This window comes from Sphingopyxis sp. 2PD (assembly GCF_005503695.1).
Taxonomy (GTDB): domain Bacteria; phylum Pseudomonadota; class Alphaproteobacteria; order Sphingomonadales; family Sphingomonadaceae; genus Sphingopyxis.
In genome coordinates, this window is the sequence record NZ_SCMU01000001.1 from 361,718 (window position 1) to 379,277 (window position 17,560).

Here is a 17,560-nt window from a genome sequence, read left to right on the forward strand (position 1 = left end):
TCGTCTCCTTTGTCGACCGCTTCATGGCGCATCAGGCCCGGCAGGGGTAGCGTTTCTTCATCAGGGCATCGAACGCGGTATTGATGCTGACGGTCCGGCGAAGCGGGGCGGGATAGGAACGCAAATGCGCCAGCCACTGGTCGGGGGTCAGCGTACCTGTTTCGGGCGGGCAGCTGGTGGTTTTCCGCCCCGCGCGGCGGTCGGCGTCGATGCGCGCCTTGTACCGTTTGCCCGCGGCCACGACTTCACTCTTCAACGCATTGCCTTGCGGCGTCGCAAGCGCGAGCGGGCCGAGTCGGGCGATGGAGTCGGCGCGCGCCAGGAACGCCGCGACGCTCATGTCGCCCGGGGCCATCGCACACAGCAACGGCGCTGCGAGCAGGACCGGCAAGATGCGCGCGCAATTCGGTAAAGCCATGCGCCGCAACTTGCCGTCAGCCAATGAATGAGCCCTGAATCGAACGCGTTCGGCGCCGATCCTAGGCGCCTTGCGGCTTCGGGTCGCCGAACGGGCCGCGCGGCTTGCGCTTGATTTGCGGCAGCGAGCCAGCGTGGCCCGACACCGGGGTACCGCGCTTGTCCGCATCGTCTTCGCGGCCGATGTCTTCGCCCTTGATCGCCCGCTTCGATTCTTCGCCCGAGAGCGTCTCATATTCGAGCAGCGCCGCGGCGAGCAGGTGGAGCTCGTCAATATGATCGGTCAGCACCTTGCGCGCGGTCTGTTCGCCTTCCTCGACCAGACGGCGGACTTCGGCGTCGATCAGCTTCGCGGTCTCTTCGGACATGTTCTGCGCGCGCGACACGCTATGGCCCAGGAACACTTCGTCTTGATTGTCGCGATAGCGCAGCCAGCCCAGCTTTTCGGACATGCCATATTCCATGACCATCGAGCGCGCCATGTCGGTCGCCTGCTGGATGTCGTTCGACGCGCCGGTGTTGAGCTCGTCCTTGCCATAGATCAGCTGTTCGGCGATGCGCCCGCCAAAGCAGAGCGCAAGCCGCGCCTTCATCTGCTTCATGCTCATCGAATAACGGTCGCGTTCGGGCAGGTTCCACGTCACGCCCAAGGCGCGGCCACGCGGGATGATCGTGACCTTGTGGAGCGGATCGCAGCCTTCGACGTGGAGCGAGACAAGCGCGTGACCGGCCTCGTGATAGGCGGTCGATTTTTTCTCGTCCTCGGTCATCACCATCGATCGGCGCTCCGCGCCCATCATCACCTTGTCCTTGGCCTCTTCGAACTCGTCGTTGGCGATCAGCCGCTTGCCCTTGCGCGCCGCAAGCAGCGCCGCTTCGTTGCAAAGATTAGCCAGATCGGCGCCGGAGAAGCCGGGTGTGCCGCGCGCCACGCGGCGCAGGTCGACGTCGGGTGCGAGCGGCTTCTTGCGCGTGTGGACTTCGAGGATCTTCTGGCGGCCCTCGATGTCGGGGCGCGGCACGACGACCTGGCGATCGAAGCGGCCCGGACGGAGGAGGGCAGGGTCGAGCACGTCGGGGCGGTTGGTCGCGGCGACGATGATGATGCCTTCGTTGGCCTCGAAGCCGTCCATTTCGACGAGCAGCTGGTTCAGCGTCTGTTCGCGCTCGTCGTTGCCATTGCCAAGGCCTGCGCCGCGATGGCGACCGACCGCGTCAATTTCGTCGATAAAGACGATGCACGGTGCGTTGCGCTTCGCCTGTTCGAACATGTCGCGGACGCGGCTGGCGCCGACGCCGACGAACATTTCGACGAAGTCCGAGCCCGAAATGGTGAAGAAGGGAACGCCTGCTTCGCCGGCGATCGCGCGGGCGAGCAAGGTCTTGCCGGTGCCGGGCGACCCGACGAGCAAAGCGCCCTTCGGAATCTGGCCGCCGAGTTTCGAGAATTTGGTCGGATCGCGCAGGAATTCGACGATTTCTTCCAGCTCTTCGCGCGCCTCGTCGATCCCCGCAACGTCGTCGAAGGTCACCTTGCCCTGCTTTTCGGTCAGCATCTTGGCGCGCGACTTGCCAAAGCCCATCGCGCCCGAGCCGTTGTTCTTCTGAACCTGGCGGAACACAAAGAAGGCGATGCCGAGGATCAGCAGGAAGGGCAGCGACTGGATCAGCATATACATCCAGAAATTGGGCGCTTCGGTGGCCTTGCCGTCATATTTGACGCCATTGTCATTGAGCATCTTGAGGAGGTCAGGGTCGCGCACGACATTGGCGGTGAAGCGATCGCCGTTCGACAGCGTGCCCGTCACCTTGTCTTCGGACAGCACAACGTCCTTGACGGCGCCTTCCTCGACCTTTTGCCGGAATTCCGAATAGGCCAGGGTGTTGCCCGCAGGCTGCGCCGCGCCGCCGAACATCGAGGCGACGAGGAGCATGGCGAGCAAGATGCCGCTCCAGATCATCACACTCTTCATCCAGGGGTTGCCCTGCGGTTCCTTGTCGTCCTGCATTCGAATACTTTCCTAACCGGCGCAGCGATGCGCCTCACCCCGACAAGATAGGATAATCGGGTTAAATGACAATGAGGCAATCAGGCCTTTTTGGGTGGTTTCCGGCGCGGTGCCGCAGAAATGCGCCAGATTGCCCCTTCAAACCCGCGAACGGCATCGATCAGCAGCGCCCCGACCATCGCCCGCTTGCCATTGTGCATCGCGGCGATCACCCCATCAAGCGAGGCACCGCGCACCGCGAGTTGCGGCGCATTGGCGCGCAGGCGCTGCGCCACGATGCGGCGGAACATCTCCGGCGGATAGCCTTCGTCGCGGATGACGGCGATGTCGGAGGCGTCGGGCCACGACGCGATCGAACGCTCGACGGCCCAGTCGATCGCCTCGTCGGCTTCGGCCAGCCACTCGGCCGATCGCGCCGCCGCTGCCGGGTCGAGCACCGATTGCGAGCGCAGCGCCTGGCGCAGCCGCGCGCGATCGAAGCGATTGTCGCTGTTCGACGGGTCGTCGACAAAGGGCAGGTCGGCATCGAGCGCGATATCGACCAGATCGCTGCGCCGCCAGCGCAGCAACGGTCGCAAGATGACGCCGTTGCGGGCGCGGATCGCGGCGAGGCCGCTGACGCCGCTGCTGCGATTGAGCCGCATCACCAGCGTTTCCAGCTGATCGTCAGCGTGGTGCGCGGTAACGATGTGGTCGATCGCATTGGCGCTGCGCCATTGTTCGAGCAGCTGATACCGTTCGGTGCGCGCCGCCGCCTGTAGCGAACCCTTGATCGGGACCGCGGGCCGCAAGGTCGAATGATGGATATGCTCGCGATCGCAAAAACCTGCGACCATTCGAGCTTCGTCGTCCGATCCCTTGCGAAGACCATGATCGACCGTCGCTGCCCAGACCTGTCCGGGCAGCAACGTCGCCATCAGCCAGAGCAGCGCCATGCTGTCGGGGCCGCCCGACACCGCGACGCCATAATGGCGCCGATGCCAATCGGAGCCGACGAGCGAGCGCAGGTCGCCCGCCAGTCGATCGGCTCGGTCGCGGTCAGCAGCCTGCTTTTGCTTTGGCGGTAGCTGCATCGGTCCGGACATCCTGCGGCGCCTTGTCGCCATACACTTCTTCGAGTTCGCGGAACGCTTTGCAGGCGTCGGCCTTGCGGCCCAGCTTGTCGAGCGCGACCCCCATATACATCAAGCTGTGCGGAGCGCGGGCGCCGCTGGGGCGATCCTTGTAATTATTGTAGAATGCGACGGCAGCAAGGCTGGGCTTGCCTTCGTCGAGATAGGCCCGGCCAAGCAAGTTCTGGGCATAGCTGGCCTGGCTGCTGGTCGGCCATTTGGTGACCACCTGCTTCAGCTGGGCCTGCGCCTCGGGGTAGAGTTTGGCTTCCCACAGACGATAGCCATAGTCGTACGCGTCCTTCGTCTCGTTACCCGTCACGGGGATCTCCACCTTCTTGACCAGCGCGAGCCGCGCGGCGTTGGGGGTGGCGCTGGCCGGCTTCGCGGCGGGCGTCGCGGGTTTTTTCGCCGGGGTAGAGGCAGCGGCCGTCGCCGTGGTTGCCGGGGGCTTCACGGTCGCGGCGGGCGGCAGGCTGGCAGGCGTTGCGACGGTCGCCGGATCGGCGAAACGTTTGTCCGTTTCGGCCTTGTAGGCCGTGAACTGCTTTTCCAGCTCGCGAAGCTGAAAGGCATTTTGTTCGGTCTGGCCGGTGAGCGTCTGAAGCTGGCTTTCCAGCGCATCGACGCGAGCGGTCAGGTCGATGACCGGGGCGTTGCCGCGTGCGCGCTCGCCGGGGGTGTTGTCGGGCGCAATCTCGCCTTCGAAAAAGGTCGGGCTGCCGCCGGGAAACACCGAGCGCTGGACCGCCCGCATTTCCTTTTCCAGCCGCTCGACCCGCTTGTCGATGGCGCCGTCCTGCGCTGCCGCGGGCATCGTCGCCACCAGTGCGACCGAAGCCGCCCCCAAGAAAATGATATGACGCATCTTCATTTGCCGTTCGGCCCCCACCAATTAACCATTTTTTCGCTCATAACGCGGCAAGGCGCGCCAGCGCAAACCCAATTCGGCGCGCTGCAGCTCTGACCGGCCCGAATGATGGCCGATTCAGCCTTTGGGCTGCGCGCCCGCGGTCCCCGCTGCGTTCGCCGCGCCATTGCCGTCGGCGCGCGCCACCAGATCGGCGGGCTTGAGCGAAACACCTTTGACCAGCGTGTCGGCCGGCCCGATCGCGCCGACATCGCGGCCGCCCACGGTAACCTTAAGAGCCTGCGGGATGCTGGTGCGGAGCGTGAACTGCGCGATATACTCGGGCGGCACCTGATAGGTTTCGCCCGGGTCGAGCGTGCGCCAGTTTTCGGTCTTGCCCGCAGCGTCGTCGAACCCGATCCACACTTCGGATATGCCCGTCAGCACGACGGGCGCATCGGCGGCGACGGCCGCCGCACCGGCGCCCGTCTTGGTTGTCGGCGGCGCGGCGGCGTCGCTCTGCGGCGCTTCGGATGCATCGGCGGCGCGATTTTGCGCGGCGACCAAGGCTTCGCCGGGTTCGACCGACAGGAAGCGCCACACGCCATAGGCCGAGGCGAGAAGCAGGGCGACGATCACCAGCGTCCAGGTCATCCGCGCGGTGGGCAGGCGAGCCGGATCGGTCGGTTCATAAGCTTCGTACAACGGGCGCGCGCCATAGGCGTCTTCCTCGAGTTCGCGGCGCACCGCGGCACCGACCTCGGCCTCGGGCAGGTCGACCGCACGGGCGTAGGCGCGCGCGAATCCGGTCACATAGGTTCGCCCGGGAAGCTCCGAGAAATCAGACTTTTCGATCGCCGACAGATGGCGCTGGGTGATCCGCGTCCGCGTCGCCACATCGGCAAGCGACAACCCCGCCGCTTCTCGCGCCAGCCGAAGCCGATCGCCGGTGCGCGTGATCGCCAGCTCGCCCTGCTCCGGGGCGACGTCCTCGTCTGTCATTACTGTCTCCGCGCCGGTCGGTTGCAACCCTGTGTGACCGTGTCGCCCCATTCATCGCATTGACGGGCGGAAAAAGTCAAATGAAGTTCGGCAAACGAGCGGCTGAAAAGAAGCCTAATTACGCCCGCCTGAGGCTCCGCAGATTAGAGAACATATTTGCTGAGGTCGGTGTCGCCGACAACTTCGGCGAGCTGACGATCGACATAGGCGGCGTCCACCGCAAGCGTGGTGCCCGCCATGTCTTCGGCGCCAAAGCTGACCTCCTCGACCAGCCGCTCCATGATCGTCTGGAGTCGCCGTGCGCCGATGTTTTCGACCCGCTCGTTGACCTCCGCGGCCAGCTTGGCGACGCGGGCGATTGCATCGTCGGTGAACGACAGGGTGACCCCCTCGGTGCCGAGCAGCGCGGCATATTGTTCGGGCAGGCCAGCCTTGGTTTCGCTCAGGATGCGCACGAAATCGCTTTCGGTGAGCGCGCTCAGCTCGACGCGGATCGGTAGGCGCCCCTGCAGCTCGGGCAGCAAGTCGCTGGGCTTCGCGACATGGAAAGCGCCCGAGGCGATGAAGAGAATATGGTCGGTCTTCATCGGGCCGTATTTGGTGGCGACTGTGGTGCCCTCGATCAGCGGCAGCAGGTCGCGCTGCACGCCCTCGCGGCTCACCGAACCGCCGCGCACGTCGCTGACCGCGATCTTGTCGATCTCGTCGAGGAAGACGATGCCGTTGGCCTCGGCATCGGCGAGCGCAATGCGGGCGACGTCGTCCTGGTCGAGGCGCTTGTCTTGCTCCTCCTCGATCAGCCGCGTTGCGGCCTCGATGACCTTGAGCTTGCGGCGCTTCTTGGGCGGACCGCCCATCGCCTTGCCGAGAATGTCGGACAGGTTGATCATGCCCAACTGACCCGGCTGCCCGGGTAGCTCGAACGGCATTGAGGGTGCGTCGGCGATTTCGATCTCGACCTCGCTGTCGTCGAGATGCCCTTCGCGAATGCGCTGGCGGAAACTCTGCCGCGTCGCCTCGCTGGCGCCCTTGCCGGTCAGCGCATCGAGCAACCGCTCCATCGCGGCTTCTTCGGCTGCGGTGCGCACCGCTTCGCGGCGGCGGTCCTTCTCCAGCCGCACGGCTTCCTCGACCAAGTCGCGGGCGATCTGCTCGACGTCGCGGCCGACATAACCGACCTCGGTGAACTTGGTAGCTTCGACCTTGATAAACGGCGCGTCGGCGAGCTTGGCCAGACGCCGCGAAATCTCGGTCTTGCCGCAGCCGGTGGGGCCGATCATCAGGATATTCTTCGGCGTCACCTCGTCGCGCAAATCGGCGGACAGTTGCTGGCGGCGCCAGCGATTGCGCAGCGCGACCGCGACTGCGCGCTTCGCAGCATCCTGGCCGATGATGTGCGTGTCGAGCGCAGCTACGATCGCCTTCGGAGTCAGGTCCTTGTTCATCTGCTTTAAGCCTGGGTTTCGATGGTTTCTTGGGTAAACTGGTCGTTGGTATAAACGCAGATGTCGGCGGCGACCTGCATCGCCTTGCGCACCAATATCTCGGCGTCCTGCTCATAATCGGCCAGCGCGGTGGCGGCGGCGAGGGCGTAATTGCCGCCCGATCCGATCGCCGCGATGCCGCCCTTGGGCTCGAGCACGTCGCCGTTACCGGTGATGACCAACGTCACCTCCTTGTCGGCGACGATCATCATCGCCTCCAGATTGCGGAGATATTTATCGGTGCGCCAGTCCTTGGCGAGTTCCACCGCAGCGCGCAGCAGCTGGCCGTTGTGGCGCTCGAGCTTGGCTTCGAGCCGTTCAAAGAGGGTGAAGGCATCGGCGGTTGCGCCCGCGAAGCCACCGATGACACTGCCGTCGTGAAGGCGGCGCACCTTGCGGGCATTGGGTTTCATCACCGTCTGACCCATCGACACCTGTCCGTCGCCGATGACGACGACCCTGTCAGCTGTGCGGGCGGAAAGGATGGTGGTTCCGTGCCAGGGCGCGGCACTTTGCGCGTGAGGATTGGTCATGGGTGGCGATATGGGAGATGGCGGGCGGGGCCGCAAGAGCCTGACGATCGAGTTTGTGACCTAAACTGGCGAAATAGGCAATGATTCCAAAGGAAATAACATCTGTCTTGATGTAGGCCTTTGCATTGCATTTTGGATTACTGGGAGATAGTGAGCACAGCGTCTGAACCTAGGAGAGCGCACGTAGATGTTTAAGCGTATTATCCGTGCCATACTGCGACCGCTCGGCTACGATATTCGGCGTTATAGCCTGGTTGATGACCCATTTGGAATACTCCTCACGTTGGCGCGGGAGCACGGCGTCACCACAATCATCGATGTCGGTGCCAATACCGGGCAGTTCGCTGAGCGGGTGTTTGCGGAGGGCTGGGAAGGCAATATATTGTCAGTCGAGCCACTGTCGGACGCGCATAACGCTCTAACCCGTGCGGCATCTGCCATTGCACGATGGCAGGTGGCACCGCGATGCGCAGTCGGGGCCGTCAAGGGAACCGCGCTGATCAATGTATCAGGGAACAGCCAGTCGTCGTCGCTGTTGGCCGCCCTGGCTGAATCCAGTCAGTCGGAGCCGGGAATTGCAGCCATTCGTACCGAGACTGTTGACGTAGAGACACTTGATTCGCTCGTAAATTCGGCCAATCAAACCTTCCTGCTGAAAATCGATGCGCAAGGGTATGAATTGAACGTACTGAAAGGCGCAGAAAATCTGTTCGATGCAGTACCCCTGATTTATACGGAGATGGCACTTGCGCCGTCCTATGATGGCGCCCCGCTCTTTACTGAACTGGGCCAAGAAATTGTTGAAAAAGGCTATACTTGTGTTGCTATCCACCAAGGATATAGCAGGGACAAGCGCATGCACGAGGTTGATGGGCTATTCGTAAAGAATTCGGCACTCACTTGAGAGGGGCGGATTAATCCGTTTAGGACCAGATTAACAGCGCACGGCTGTCCGGCATCAGTTCGATTGATCTGGGATCCTTTATCAAGACCGCTTCACCTAGATGAATCAGTTCGCCGTCCACACTGCAACCCGATGAAAGCGGCACGACGGTCCAATCGTCAATGTTTCCCGATACAATTGCCGGATCGATCTGATCCGCTAATTGCAGAACGCGAAAATGAGGGCCGTCCACGAGCATTGCATTTTTTGTCGGGTCGACGCTTTGGTCGCGCGGGTCGTGGCTCGGCCGCAGCGAAGAAACTTTTAGGCCCTCATCGAGATGCAGCTCCCGCGCGCGGCCATAGTCGTAGATACGGTAGGTACAATCGACGTTTTGCTGAATCTCGACGATCGTCAAGCCGGGTCCAATCGCATGAATCGTTCCAGCCTGATTATAAACAAAGTCGTTGGTTTTGGATCGTCGCCAATCGATCCTATCGACGATCGACCCGTCGAGAGCGGCGTTGTGGAGCTCCTCCCGTGTTATCTCGCCATTGAGCCCGACACCCAATTCGGCACCAGGCCGCGCATCAAGGACCAGCCAGCATTCTTCCTTCCCACGTGGCAAGCCTGCCGCCTGAGCAGCGGCGTTGTCCGGATGGACCTGGATTGATAGGCGCTCAGACGTAAAGAGAAATTTGATCATAAACGGCGCAGCGTCACCGTCGGGATGAGCAAACCAGATTTCGCCGATCCGTTGACCGCCAAATTCCCCAAATTCTTTCGGTATATCGGTCCGTCCCCACGGCTTTTCGACGACGATTTTTTCAAGGCGTTGCAGCATGGTCAGAGCATGCGTGGCCATTGGCATGTCGTCAAGCCGCAGCGTATCAGGCCGCTTGATGAAGCCGATTGCCGTTTCCAGGGGGCGGCTGGTCAAGCCACAAGCCACGGGTATCATAGACAATCTTGTCGCTGCGCTCTTCGAGTGGGATCGACTTGAACAGCTCATGATCGACCAGCACGACCAATATGTCGCAGCCCGCGAGCGCGCTGTCGAGATCGACCAGTTCGGCGCCAGTCCCGGCAAATTCCATCGGCAGCCCGCGCGCATAGGGTTCGACGATCTTGATCTGTTGGCCAAAGCGGCGGGCCAGCGCCGCGGCAACCTCGACTGCGGGGCTTTCGCGGAAATCGTCGATATTCGGTTTGAACGCGAGGCCGAGGCAAGCGACCCGCGCGCCCGGATGTTGCGACACCAGCATTTCGGCGGCGCCGATGACATGCGCGGTCTTGGCCAGATTGACCTCGCGCGCAGTACGGATCAGGCGGCTGTGGTTCGGCGCGCCATGCACCAGGAACCAGGGATCGACCGCGATGCAATGGCCGCCGACGCCGGGGCCGGGCTGCAGGATGTTGACCCGCGGGTGGCGGTTGGCGAGGCGGATCACCTCCCAGACATCGACCCCCATTTCCTCGGCCATCATCGACAGCTCGTTGGCAAAGGCAATGTTGACGTCGCGGTAGCTGTTCTCGACCAGCTTGACCATTTCGGCGGCGCGGGCCGAGGTGGTGACGCAGGCACCGCGGACGAACTGACGATAAAAGGTCATCGCGCGGCGGGCGCAACGCGGCGTGATACCGCCGATGCAACGGTCATTATCGACCAGCTCGACGAGGATGCGGCCCGGCAGGACGCGCTCGGGGCAATAAGCGACGAAGATGTCGGCGGCACTGGTGCACGCGCCGGGAACCTTGAGGTCGGGGCGAAGCTCGGCCAGCAAGGTGGCCACTTTCTCGGTCGTGCCGACTGGAGAGGTCGATTCGAGGATGACCAGATTGCCCGCCGTCAACTTGGGCGCGATGGCGCGCGCCGCAGACAATACATGCCCGATGTCGGGTCGATATTCGTCATCGTGCGGAGTCGGCACTGCGATGACAAAGGTGTCGGCGGCCGCGACGTCAGTCGACGCAACCAACGCTCCGCGTGCAACGACGCCTTGTACCAAGCCGTCAAGATCGACTTCCTCGATATGCACTTTACCGTTGTTGACGGTATCGACGACGTGCTGGCTGACATCGACGCCGGTCACCTGGCATCCCGAGCGCGCGATCAGCGCCGCCGTCGGCAGGCCGATATAACCGAGGCCGAGGACCGTGACTGTCTGTTCGCTATCGATGGGCACGCGCAACAATCTCCGCAATCTGCTGGGCCGCTGTGCCGTCACCAAAAGGATTGTGGGCGTGGGCCATGGCCGAATAGGCCTGCTTATCTTCGAGAAGCCTGAAAATTTCGGAAACAATACGCGCTTTGTCGGTCCCGACAAGCCGCGCGGTGCCGGCATCGATTCCTTCGGGGCGTTCGGTCGTTTCGCGCATGACGAGCACGGGCTTGCCGAGCGCGGGCGCTTCCTCCTGCACCCCGCCACTGTCAGTGAGCACGAGATGCGACGAGGCGAGAAGGCGGACAAAGTGCGGATAGTCGAGCGGTTCGATCAGCGCGACATTGCCGAGGCCGCCCAGGATCGGTTCCATCGCGGTGCGAACATGGGGATTGGGGTGGACCGGAAAGACGATCGCAACGTCGGGGCGCGCTGCGATCGCCGCAATAGCCTCAGCGATCGCCGTCATACCGTCGCCGAAATTCTCGCGCCGATGGGAGGTGACGGCGATAATGCGCTTGCCCGCGAAGCGCTCGACGACCGGGTCGAGGCCGGTCGCAAGAGAGGGATCCTCGTCGATACGCGCCTTCGTCGCTAGTAGCGCGTCGATGACAGTGTTGCCCGTGACGTTAATACGTTCTGCGGGCACATTCTCCGCCAGCAGCGCCGCGGCGGCCGTTTCGGTTGGCGCAAAGTGCAGGTCTGCAACCGCCCCGGCGACCTTGCGATTCACTTCCTCGGGCCAAGGGTGATAGATATTGCCACTACGCAGGCCGGCTTCGACATGGCCGACCGGAATCTTACGGAAATAGGCGGCGAGGGTGGCGGCCATCGTTGTCAGCGTGTCGCCATGGACGAGGATCCGGTCGGGCTTTTCGGCATCAAATGTCGCGCCGAGGCCCGTGACAAGACGCGCCAGCAGCGTGTCGAGTGTCTGGTTGGAGGTCATGATATCGAGATCGACGTCGGGAATAATCCGTGCGATCTCTAGCACTTGGTCCAGCATTTCGCGATGCTGCGCAGTGACGCAGACGCGCGCTTCCAAGTTCGGCATCGCGCGCAGTGCGTGGACCACCGGAAACATCTTGATGGCTTCCGGTCGCGTGCCGAAGACAATGGATATCTTTGCGCTCACTGGTCCTATCCTTCGAGGAGGTTTGGGTCCTGACCCTAAGTTCGAAAAGCTGCCGTGCTCGCCAGCGACTGCGTCGGTAATCGAAAGTTCTTGTTTTTCCTTTAAATTTCGATCGCAAATTCAGTCATGCGATTGAATTTTGCCGTGGCGTAGCCGCACCAATCTCTTTCTCTGGCCTGCCCTCGACCGAAGAGCTAAGAGCGAGCGATCGGTCGACCGGTCGACCGGTCGACCGGTCGACCGAAACGGTTGGCCAGTCAGATGGTACAGGATTTTTGATTTTAATGGGCATTTTTGCGCGATTTCGAAGAAGCGGTAAGGGCGCAGGCCTCAAGGTTCCAACGGTTCCGTCTGGGCTGCTGTTATATGCGGTAGGGGACATCCATGGCCGCGACGACTTGTTCGCCGAATTGCTCGATCGAATCGACGCTGACCGACGATCGCATGACCATGACGAATGCATTCTCATCCTGCTTGGTGACCTCGTCGACCGCGGCCCCGATTCCAATAAGGTGATCGATCGGGCTTTGGCCGCCGCTCCGCGCTTTGATCGCTTCCACCACCTGATCGGCAATCACGAAGAATGCATGATCCAGGCGCTGACGGGAGATGCGCGCGCGCTGCGCTATTTCGTCAAAATAGGCGGCGACGCCACGATCCGCAGCTATATGTGCGACGACCCAAAATATGATGCCGCGTCTTATGAAGAACTAGCTTCAATTTTTTCGCAAGTCGTACCGGCGACGCACACGGAATTTCTCGATCGTGGCGAAGACCTGGTCGCCTATGGGGATTATGTGTTTGTGCATGCCGGGATTAGAGATGAAATCCCCATCGATCGTCAGAAAGTGAGCGATCTTCGCTGGATCCGAGAAGATTTTCTACGGAGCAATGCAAGCCGTGATGTTGTCGTTGTTCATGGTCACACGATCAGCAACAATGTCGAGGAACAACCACATCGGATCGGGATCGACACCGGCGCCTATGTATCAGGCGTGCTCACCGCGGTCGGCCTGTCGGCCGACCGCCGCTGGTTTCTGCAGACGGGGATCTGAGTATATTCAAGCATAGCCCTCAAGCTATAAAAATGAAGTTATTGATGTACTTTCCGGCGTACCCGCCGCGGTCGAGTTTGGCAACTTCAACACCCTGGGTTGACTGATGGACCGCCGGATCGAAGGATTTTAACGCGCGTAGCTGGCCGTCGAGATAGAAGCCGCTGTAATCCAACGCGTCGAAGAAATCGAAAATTGCGGCGATGGTGCCGGGCCGATGGCGCTCCTCAGCCTCGATCAACATCGTCGGTCGGTGCCTGGCGATCGTGGCCCGCGCGCCTTCCAGAACCGCAAGCTCATGTCCCTCAACGTCGATCTTGATGAACCCGATTCTATCGGTGCGCGCGGCCATCAATCCATCGACGGTCAGGCATTCCACTTCGATCTTGCGCACCGCAAGCGTCGGTTCGAACTGCTCGTGTGCTACCGAGGATAGCCCCGGCTTCCCTTCCGGAATGGCGAGTTCGACGACGCCTGTCCGATCGGAAGCGGCTGCGTTGATCACCTCAACCTGCGGAAACAATCGACGGAGGTTTGCAGCCAGCTCGGGTATCGCCTCGATCGCGATCACATGTTTGGAAAATCTCGACAGCATTTGGCTGTAAAGCCCGCTGTGTGCGCCAATATCGATCGCCGTGCGATCACGGTCCACGAGCCAGGTGAGAAGATCGAGTTCGGGTTCCGGCAAACCCTTGATCCGCTGCTTCAAACGCCGAGCCAACAAAAAAAGGTACCGGTTGCGGCGAGCAATCGTTTTCAGGCTGATCATTGGGCGCCATCTATGGGCATTTCGTCGCCTTTGCAACGGTGCAGTGCTGCCAAAAATGTAATTCTGTGCGCGGTGTACCCGACGGAATTTTTCGCAATTGGCGGAACGGGGACGCATTGCTTGGGGATTGGGAATGGGTTGCGCGCAAGAGGCACTTTGACTAGGCCGCGTGGCGCCGTGATTCGCTCACATATTGATTTTTTTGCATTGGACATGGGTTGTCGATGAGCTTTCGGACGAGTTTTGCACGATGGTCTCGACCAGCCAATAAAACGGCATTCGTGGCATCGCTACCCCCTGATGCAAAGCTTTTCGACGTCGGTTGCGGCAATCGCTCGGCAGAACGGATCAAGCGCGTACAGCCGGGCATCTATTATGTGGGTGTGGATGTCAGCGACTTTCTTCAATCCGAAGCCTCATATTCGGCAATGGATCGCTATGTTCGGTCGGACTCGGCGAGCTTTGCGACAGAAATCGCAAACATCGGCGAGGCATTCGACGCTGTGATCTCGTCACACAATATCGAACATTGCGAAGACCAAGACGCTGTCCTCGACGCAATGTGCGCTGCGCTTAAGCCAGGCGGGCGGCTCTATCTGGCGTTCCCGACCGAAGCTGCTCGGAATTTTCCTTCGCGCGCAGGAACGCTTAATTTTTTCGACGATCCGACCCATCGCGAGGTACCTTCCTTTTCGGTCATCGCTGAACGGCTCGAACGGAATGGCATGACAATCAACAAGGCGATCCGTCGCAGCCGCCCTTGGGTTTATGCCGCGGTCGGATTGATCCTCGAGCCTTGGTCGCGGATCAGTAAAAAGGTCGACGATGCTGGCGCGATCTGGGCTCTGTGGGGCTTCGAAAGCATCATATGGGCCGAGAAAGGGGACAGTAAATCCCGCTAATTGGCAGAGCCGTCAACGTACGAGTCCTGATGGACATTTGCGTTGGTATTCGTTTCGACGCTTGTTTTTCGATGTTTGACAACTCGCTGTCTGCTCTTTATCTCCGCGACGGTCCGGCCGGTCTTGGCTGCATGTGACCACAAGCCAGCAAGGCGCTTCCCCACTTGTCTCCGTTCATTCGATTCCAATTGCGACGATGGCTGCGGTTTGTCGGTGTCCGATTGCGGTCCGGAAAACCGGTGGCGCGCGACATGGATCAGTTTTGTGCGCACCTGCATGACCTGGGGTTCAGGCCGGCGACAATCGTGGACGTCGGCGTCGCCGACGGCACGATCGAACTTTATCGTCATTTCCCTGACCCGTATCTCGTGCTGATCGAGCCGATTGCCGAGTTCGAGCACTCAATCAACGCGATCCTGTCGCGATATCGGGGCGAGGCGCATTTCGTCGCCGCGGGCCCCGAAAATGGCGAAGTTCGCTTCGGTGTCAGCGACGAGGTTGCCGGCCTCCATAACGCCAAGCCCACCGGCGACGAAAGCGCGCCGAACAGGATCGTCAAGGCGCGGCGTCTGGATTCGCTGTTGGCGAATCCGCAAGGCCCAGTCCTGCTTAAAATCGATGTCGAGGGATTCGAGCTGGGCGTCATCGAAGGCGCGCCCAATCTGCTGAACATGGTCGAGGTTGCGATCCTGGAGACACGGTTGATCGATGTCGTCGGCGGAACCGCGATCTTCAGCGAAGTGTGCACGAGGATGGCGCAGGATGGTTTCGAGGTTTACGATATCCTTGATCCGATCGCGCGACCTTTGGACGGTGCCATGATCATGTGCGATATTGCATTCGTTCGGGCCGACGGCAAATTTCGCGCCGACCGGCGTTACGAGAGCCCCGATCAGTCGCGTCGACATGCACGACGGGTGCTTCCGACACTGCGCCGCTGGCTCAAAGTTTGAAAGCAATAATGGCCATGCCAACAGTGATCGTTCCATGACATGAAAAAGCCTGACCGAAAAAACATCAAGCCTAGCCTCGCATTTTTCGGGGCTGCCGCGATGCTCGGAATCGGCATCCTGTTGGGCGGGGGCGCGGCCAATCTGAATTTTGCTTATCTGGCGGTAATTGTGGCGGGCGTCGGTTGCGGCATCTGCCTTATGCTGTCGGACAAAAAGCTCCCGGTTGTGGCGCTCCCGAAACTCGTGCTTGTCGCCGGCATCCTTGTGCTGGCGTTGCCGCTCGCGCAGTTGGTTCCTCTGCCCCCGCATGTGTGGCAAGGGCTTGCCGGTCGCGAAGCCGAGACGGCGGTTCGCGCGTTGGTCGGATCGCTGGATACCGCGTTGCCGATGGCTTTGAATCCGGTCGTCAATTGGCAGCTGATCGGCGCATTGATCGTCCTGAACCTGTTTGCAATCGCTGTTGCGCGGCTCGACGTGACGGATCGCGACCGGTTGATCAGCTTTGTCCTGGCGGTTGCTGCGATTGAGTTTGCGATCGGGTTCGTCCAGTTTTCATCGGCCGGTGCGGTGTTCGACCTGTTTGGCAACAGTCACCGGGGTTGGCTGCTTGGCACCTTTGCGAACCGAAACCACACGGGGCTTTTCTTTGCCTGCTGCGTCTTGCTTTCCGTCAATCTTCTCGGCGAAACGCAGGGTCCGCGTCAGCGCCAACGCAAGGTGGCAACCCGTCAGATTGCGGTCGTCGCGCTCGTCCTGTTGTGGACGTTGGCGACCCTGGGAACGGGGTCCCGTACCGGTCTGGCCCTCACCTTGGTTGCCTTGTTCTTTGTTGCGATCTCTCAGCTCCGCAGCATAAGCCTCTCCAGGTGGCATTGGCTGGGCGGCGCGGCCCTTGTCGCGAGCGTTTTTGTGGTCGCTTCGATCCCGCGGGTGTCGCAAGTACTCGACCGTTATGCCGCCGTCGGCGACGATCAGCGTTGGATGATCTGGCGTAACAGCATCGACATTATCAAACAGTATCTACCTTGGGGCGCAGGCTTCGGCACCTTTTCCCCCATATATGACAAGCACGAGGCGTTGACCGAACTTGACCCCGCTTACATCAACAACGTCCACAGCGACTTTCTGGAGCTCGTCCTTGAAGCGGGCATCCCGGGCGCTGTTGTGCTGGCGTTTATTGCAGCCTTGGTGGTGATCGGCGTTATTCGCGGTGCATGCCTCCCCGACGCTGGCGTTCGGAGACATGTTTTGTTGGGCGGCGGCATCGTCCTGCTGATCGCCGTGCACAGCGTGGTCGATTATCCGATCCGACGCATGGCCATGGCAACGATGTTCTTTTTTGGCCTGGGATTGATTTTGAGCCAATTCGCCATCTCGTCGCGTCGCATGGCGGTGACACAGGAAATCCAGGGAAGCAAAAGCTAGGCCTATACATGGCGGCGGTGGTTACGGGGTTGCGGCGGTCACATCTACCGCTCTATGGCGAAGAGTAGGGCGCATGCCCGGTTGAAGAATTGGAGACAAGTTAGTGGGTATCGGGCGTTGCCTTTTGTTGATGATCACTATCGCCCTTGCTGGTTGTGCGAACGGAAAATTGTCTCCCACGATTATGCAGAATCCAGCTGCGGATATCTATCCAATGAGCAGCGGCGCGCCTCGGAGCGATGAATATCGCATCGGGCCGCTCGACGAGCTGGCGATCACCGTGTTCCAGGAAGAGGATCTGTCGCTCGAGAAAGTGCCGGTCGATGCCAGCGGCAACGTGCTCTTCCCCCTCATCGGGCTCGTGGAAGCAGCCGGAAAGACCAGCCGCGAATTGTCGCTGGAGATTGCGAACAAGCTGGCGGCTCGGTACCTCGTCGATCCTCAGGTTCTGGTCAATGTGTCGAAATCCGCGTCGCAAATCGTGACGGTGGAAGGACAGGTCACGCGCCCGGGGCGTTTTGAAATCCAAGGGCAGGCGACGCTGTTGACGGCGATTGCCAGTGCGCAGGGGCCGACACAGACCGCCAAGCTGGATGAGGTCCTGATTTTCCGGACGATCAATGATCAGCGTTATGCTGCCCGCTTTGACTTGCAGGCCATTCGTCAGGGATGGCAGCCCGATCCCGTGATCAAGGGCAACGACATCGTCGTGGTGGGTGTGTCGAACGCCAAATCGGTGTATCGCGATATCCTATCGGCATTGCCAGGACTTGGCTCTATCTTCATCGCCCTTCAATCAGCGACCAACAACAATTAGCCGGTGTGTCTGATAGGAATCTTGGGTCGGCAATTTGACAATGGAACCATGA

General features: G+C 60.9%; 17 protein-coding genes. 6 read left to right on the top strand and 11 right to left on the bottom strand.

Features of this window, described 5'->3' with window-relative positions; translation table 11 throughout:
• Nucleotides 1-31: 31 nt before the first annotated feature.
• The 7 genes from FFS18_RS01605 to hslV form a co-directional block, all read right to left on the bottom strand.
• Nucleotides 32-355, bottom strand: coding sequence for a hypothetical protein (locus FFS18_RS01605; protein ID WP_249340246.1), 324 nt, complete (start codon nt 353-355; stop codon nt 32-34).
• A gap of 124 nt (nt 356-479) precedes the next feature.
• Complete coding sequence (gene ftsH / locus FFS18_RS01610; RefSeq protein WP_137869484.1) at nt 480-2,426, bottom strand: ATP-dependent zinc metalloprotease FtsH; 1,947 nt, start codon at nt 2,424-2,426, stop codon at nt 480-482.
• An 80-nt stretch (nt 2,427-2,506) separates the two neighbouring features.
• Nucleotides 2,507-3,511 (bottom strand): tRNA lysidine(34) synthetase TilS, encoded by a 1,005-nt coding sequence (gene tilS / locus FFS18_RS01615; protein WP_249340247.1) that lies wholly within the window; start codon nt 3,509-3,511, stop codon nt 2,507-2,509.
• Entirely contained in the window at nt 3,465-4,406 is a 942-nt protein-coding gene (locus FFS18_RS01620; RefSeq protein WP_249340248.1) for a tetratricopeptide repeat protein, read from the bottom strand. Before FFS18_RS01620 ends, tilS begins: the two co-directional genes overlap by 47 nt.
• Nucleotides 4,407-4,526: 120 nt before the next feature.
• Nucleotides 4,527-5,390 carry a helix-turn-helix domain-containing protein gene (locus tag FFS18_RS01625; RefSeq protein WP_137869487.1) on the bottom strand — a complete coding sequence of 288 codons (864 nt, stop codon included), beginning with the start codon at nt 5,388-5,390 and terminating at the stop codon, nt 4,527-4,529.
• Between the two features lie 143 nt (nt 5,391-5,533).
• Nucleotides 5,534-6,835: an ATP-dependent protease ATPase subunit HslU gene (gene hslU / locus FFS18_RS01630; protein ID WP_137869488.1), complete on the bottom strand. Its 1,302-nt coding sequence runs from the start codon at nt 6,833-6,835 to the stop codon at nt 5,534-5,536.
• Nucleotides 6,836-6,840: 5 nt separating this feature from the next.
• A complete protein-coding gene (gene hslV / locus FFS18_RS01635; protein WP_137869489.1) occupies nt 6,841-7,407 on the bottom strand; it encodes an ATP-dependent protease subunit HslV in 567 nt (188 codons plus the stop codon).
• A gap of 187 nt (nt 7,408-7,594) precedes the next feature.
• Between hslV and FFS18_RS01640 the strand changes: the two genes are divergently transcribed.
• Nucleotides 7,595-8,311 carry an FkbM family methyltransferase gene (locus FFS18_RS01640; RefSeq protein ID WP_137869490.1) on the top strand — a complete coding sequence of 239 codons (717 nt, stop codon included), beginning with the start codon at nt 7,595-7,597 and terminating at the stop codon, nt 8,309-8,311.
• A gap of 19 nt (nt 8,312-8,330) precedes the next feature.
• Here the strand turns inward: FFS18_RS01640 and FFS18_RS01645 are convergent, their stop codons facing one another.
• From FFS18_RS01645 to wecB, 3 genes are read right to left on the bottom strand one after another with little or no spacing between them, the layout of a single operon-like run.
• Nucleotides 8,331-9,230: a class I mannose-6-phosphate isomerase gene (locus FFS18_RS01645; protein WP_249340249.1), complete on the bottom strand. Its 900-nt coding sequence runs from the start codon at nt 9,228-9,230 to the stop codon at nt 8,331-8,333.
• Nucleotides 9,181-10,476 (bottom strand): UDP-N-acetyl-D-mannosamine dehydrogenase, encoded by a 1,296-nt coding sequence (gene wecC / locus FFS18_RS01650; protein ID WP_137869491.1) that lies wholly within the window; start codon nt 10,474-10,476, stop codon nt 9,181-9,183. Before wecC ends, FFS18_RS01645 begins: the two co-directional genes overlap by 50 nt.
• Nucleotides 10,463-11,536 carry a non-hydrolyzing UDP-N-acetylglucosamine 2-epimerase gene (gene wecB, locus FFS18_RS01655; RefSeq protein ID WP_249340254.1) on the bottom strand — a complete coding sequence of 358 codons (1,074 nt, stop codon included), beginning with the start codon at nt 11,534-11,536 and terminating at the stop codon, nt 10,463-10,465. Before wecB ends, wecC begins: the two co-directional genes overlap by 14 nt.
• Before the next feature lie 335 nt (nt 11,537-11,871).
• Here wecB and FFS18_RS01660 point away from each other — a divergent pair, with 335 nt between their 5' ends.
• Nucleotides 11,872-12,642 (top strand): metallophosphoesterase, encoded by a 771-nt coding sequence (locus tag FFS18_RS01660; protein WP_137869493.1) that lies wholly within the window; start codon nt 11,872-11,874, stop codon nt 12,640-12,642.
• A 19-nt stretch (nt 12,643-12,661) separates the two neighbouring features.
• Here the strand turns inward: FFS18_RS01660 and FFS18_RS01665 are convergent, their stop codons facing one another.
• Nucleotides 12,662-13,411 carry an FkbM family methyltransferase gene (locus FFS18_RS01665; RefSeq protein WP_171005186.1) on the bottom strand — a complete coding sequence of 250 codons (750 nt, stop codon included), beginning with the start codon at nt 13,409-13,411 and terminating at the stop codon, nt 12,662-12,664.
• Nucleotides 13,412-13,692: 281 nt separating this feature from the next.
• On the opposite strand from FFS18_RS01665, the gene FFS18_RS01670 reads away from it, so the two are divergent.
• The 4 genes from FFS18_RS01670 to FFS18_RS01685 all read left to right on the top strand — a co-directional run bounded on the left by FFS18_RS01670 (nt 13,693) and on the right by FFS18_RS01685 (nt 17,508).
• Nucleotides 13,693-14,313 carry a class I SAM-dependent methyltransferase gene (locus FFS18_RS01670; RefSeq protein WP_212743007.1) on the top strand — a complete coding sequence of 207 codons (621 nt, stop codon included), beginning with the start codon at nt 13,693-13,695 and terminating at the stop codon, nt 14,311-14,313.
• Between the two features lie 239 nt (nt 14,314-14,552).
• Nucleotides 14,553-15,266: an FkbM family methyltransferase gene (locus FFS18_RS01675; protein WP_137869496.1), complete on the top strand. Its 714-nt coding sequence runs from the start codon at nt 14,553-14,555 to the stop codon at nt 15,264-15,266.
• 39 nt (nt 15,267-15,305) lie between these two features.
• Nucleotides 15,306-16,691, top strand: coding sequence for an O-antigen ligase family protein (locus FFS18_RS01680; protein WP_137869497.1), 1,386 nt, complete (start codon nt 15,306-15,308; stop codon nt 16,689-16,691).
• 130 nt (nt 16,692-16,821) lie between these two features.
• Entirely contained in the window at nt 16,822-17,508 is a 687-nt protein-coding gene (locus FFS18_RS01685) for a polysaccharide biosynthesis/export family protein (protein ID WP_171005187.1), read from the top strand.
• Nucleotides 17,509-17,560: the final 52 nt, after the last annotated feature.

Excerpts from the sequence above, each read along its gene's own strand:
- FFS18_RS01605 (WP_249340246.1), bottom strand. The coding sequence starts at position 355 with ATGGCCCCGGGCGACATGAGCGTCGCGGCGTTCCTGGCGCGCGCCGAC.
- ftsH (WP_137869484.1), bottom strand. The coding sequence starts at position 2,426 with ATGCAGGACGACAAGGAACCGCAGGGCAACCCCTGGATGAAGAGTGTG.
- tilS (WP_249340247.1), bottom strand. The coding sequence starts at position 3,511 with ATGTCCGGACCGATGCAGCTACCGCCAAAGCAAAAGCAGGCTGCTGAC.
- FFS18_RS01620 (WP_249340248.1), bottom strand. The coding sequence starts at position 4,406 with ATGCGTCATATCATTTTCTTGGGGGCGGCTTCGGTCGCACTGGTGGCG.
- FFS18_RS01625 (WP_137869487.1), bottom strand. The coding sequence starts at position 5,390 with ATGACAGACGAGGACGTCGCCCCGGAGCAGGGCGAGCTGGCGATCACG.
- hslU (WP_137869488.1), bottom strand. The coding sequence starts at position 6,835 with ATGAACAAGGACCTGACTCCGAAGGCGATCGTAGCTGCGCTCGACACG.
- hslV (WP_137869489.1), bottom strand. The coding sequence starts at position 7,407 with ATGACCAATCCTCACGCGCAAAGTGCCGCGCCCTGGCACGGAACCACC.
- FFS18_RS01640 (WP_137869490.1), top strand. The coding sequence starts at position 7,595 with ATGTTTAAGCGTATTATCCGTGCCATACTGCGACCGCTCGGCTACGAT.
- wecB (WP_249340254.1), bottom strand. The coding sequence starts at position 11,536 with ATGTTTCCGGTGGTCCACGCACTGCGCGCGATGCCGAACTTGGAAGCG.
- FFS18_RS01660 (WP_137869493.1), top strand. The coding sequence starts at position 11,872 with ATGGGCATTTTTGCGCGATTTCGAAGAAGCGGTAAGGGCGCAGGCCTC.
- FFS18_RS01665 (WP_171005186.1), bottom strand. The coding sequence starts at position 13,411 with ATGATCAGCCTGAAAACGATTGCTCGCCGCAACCGGTACCTTTTTTTG.
- FFS18_RS01680 (WP_137869497.1), top strand. The coding sequence starts at position 15,306 with ATGAAAAAGCCTGACCGAAAAAACATCAAGCCTAGCCTCGCATTTTTC.
- FFS18_RS01685 (WP_171005187.1), top strand. The coding sequence starts at position 16,822 with ATGATCACTATCGCCCTTGCTGGTTGTGCGAACGGAAAATTGTCTCCC.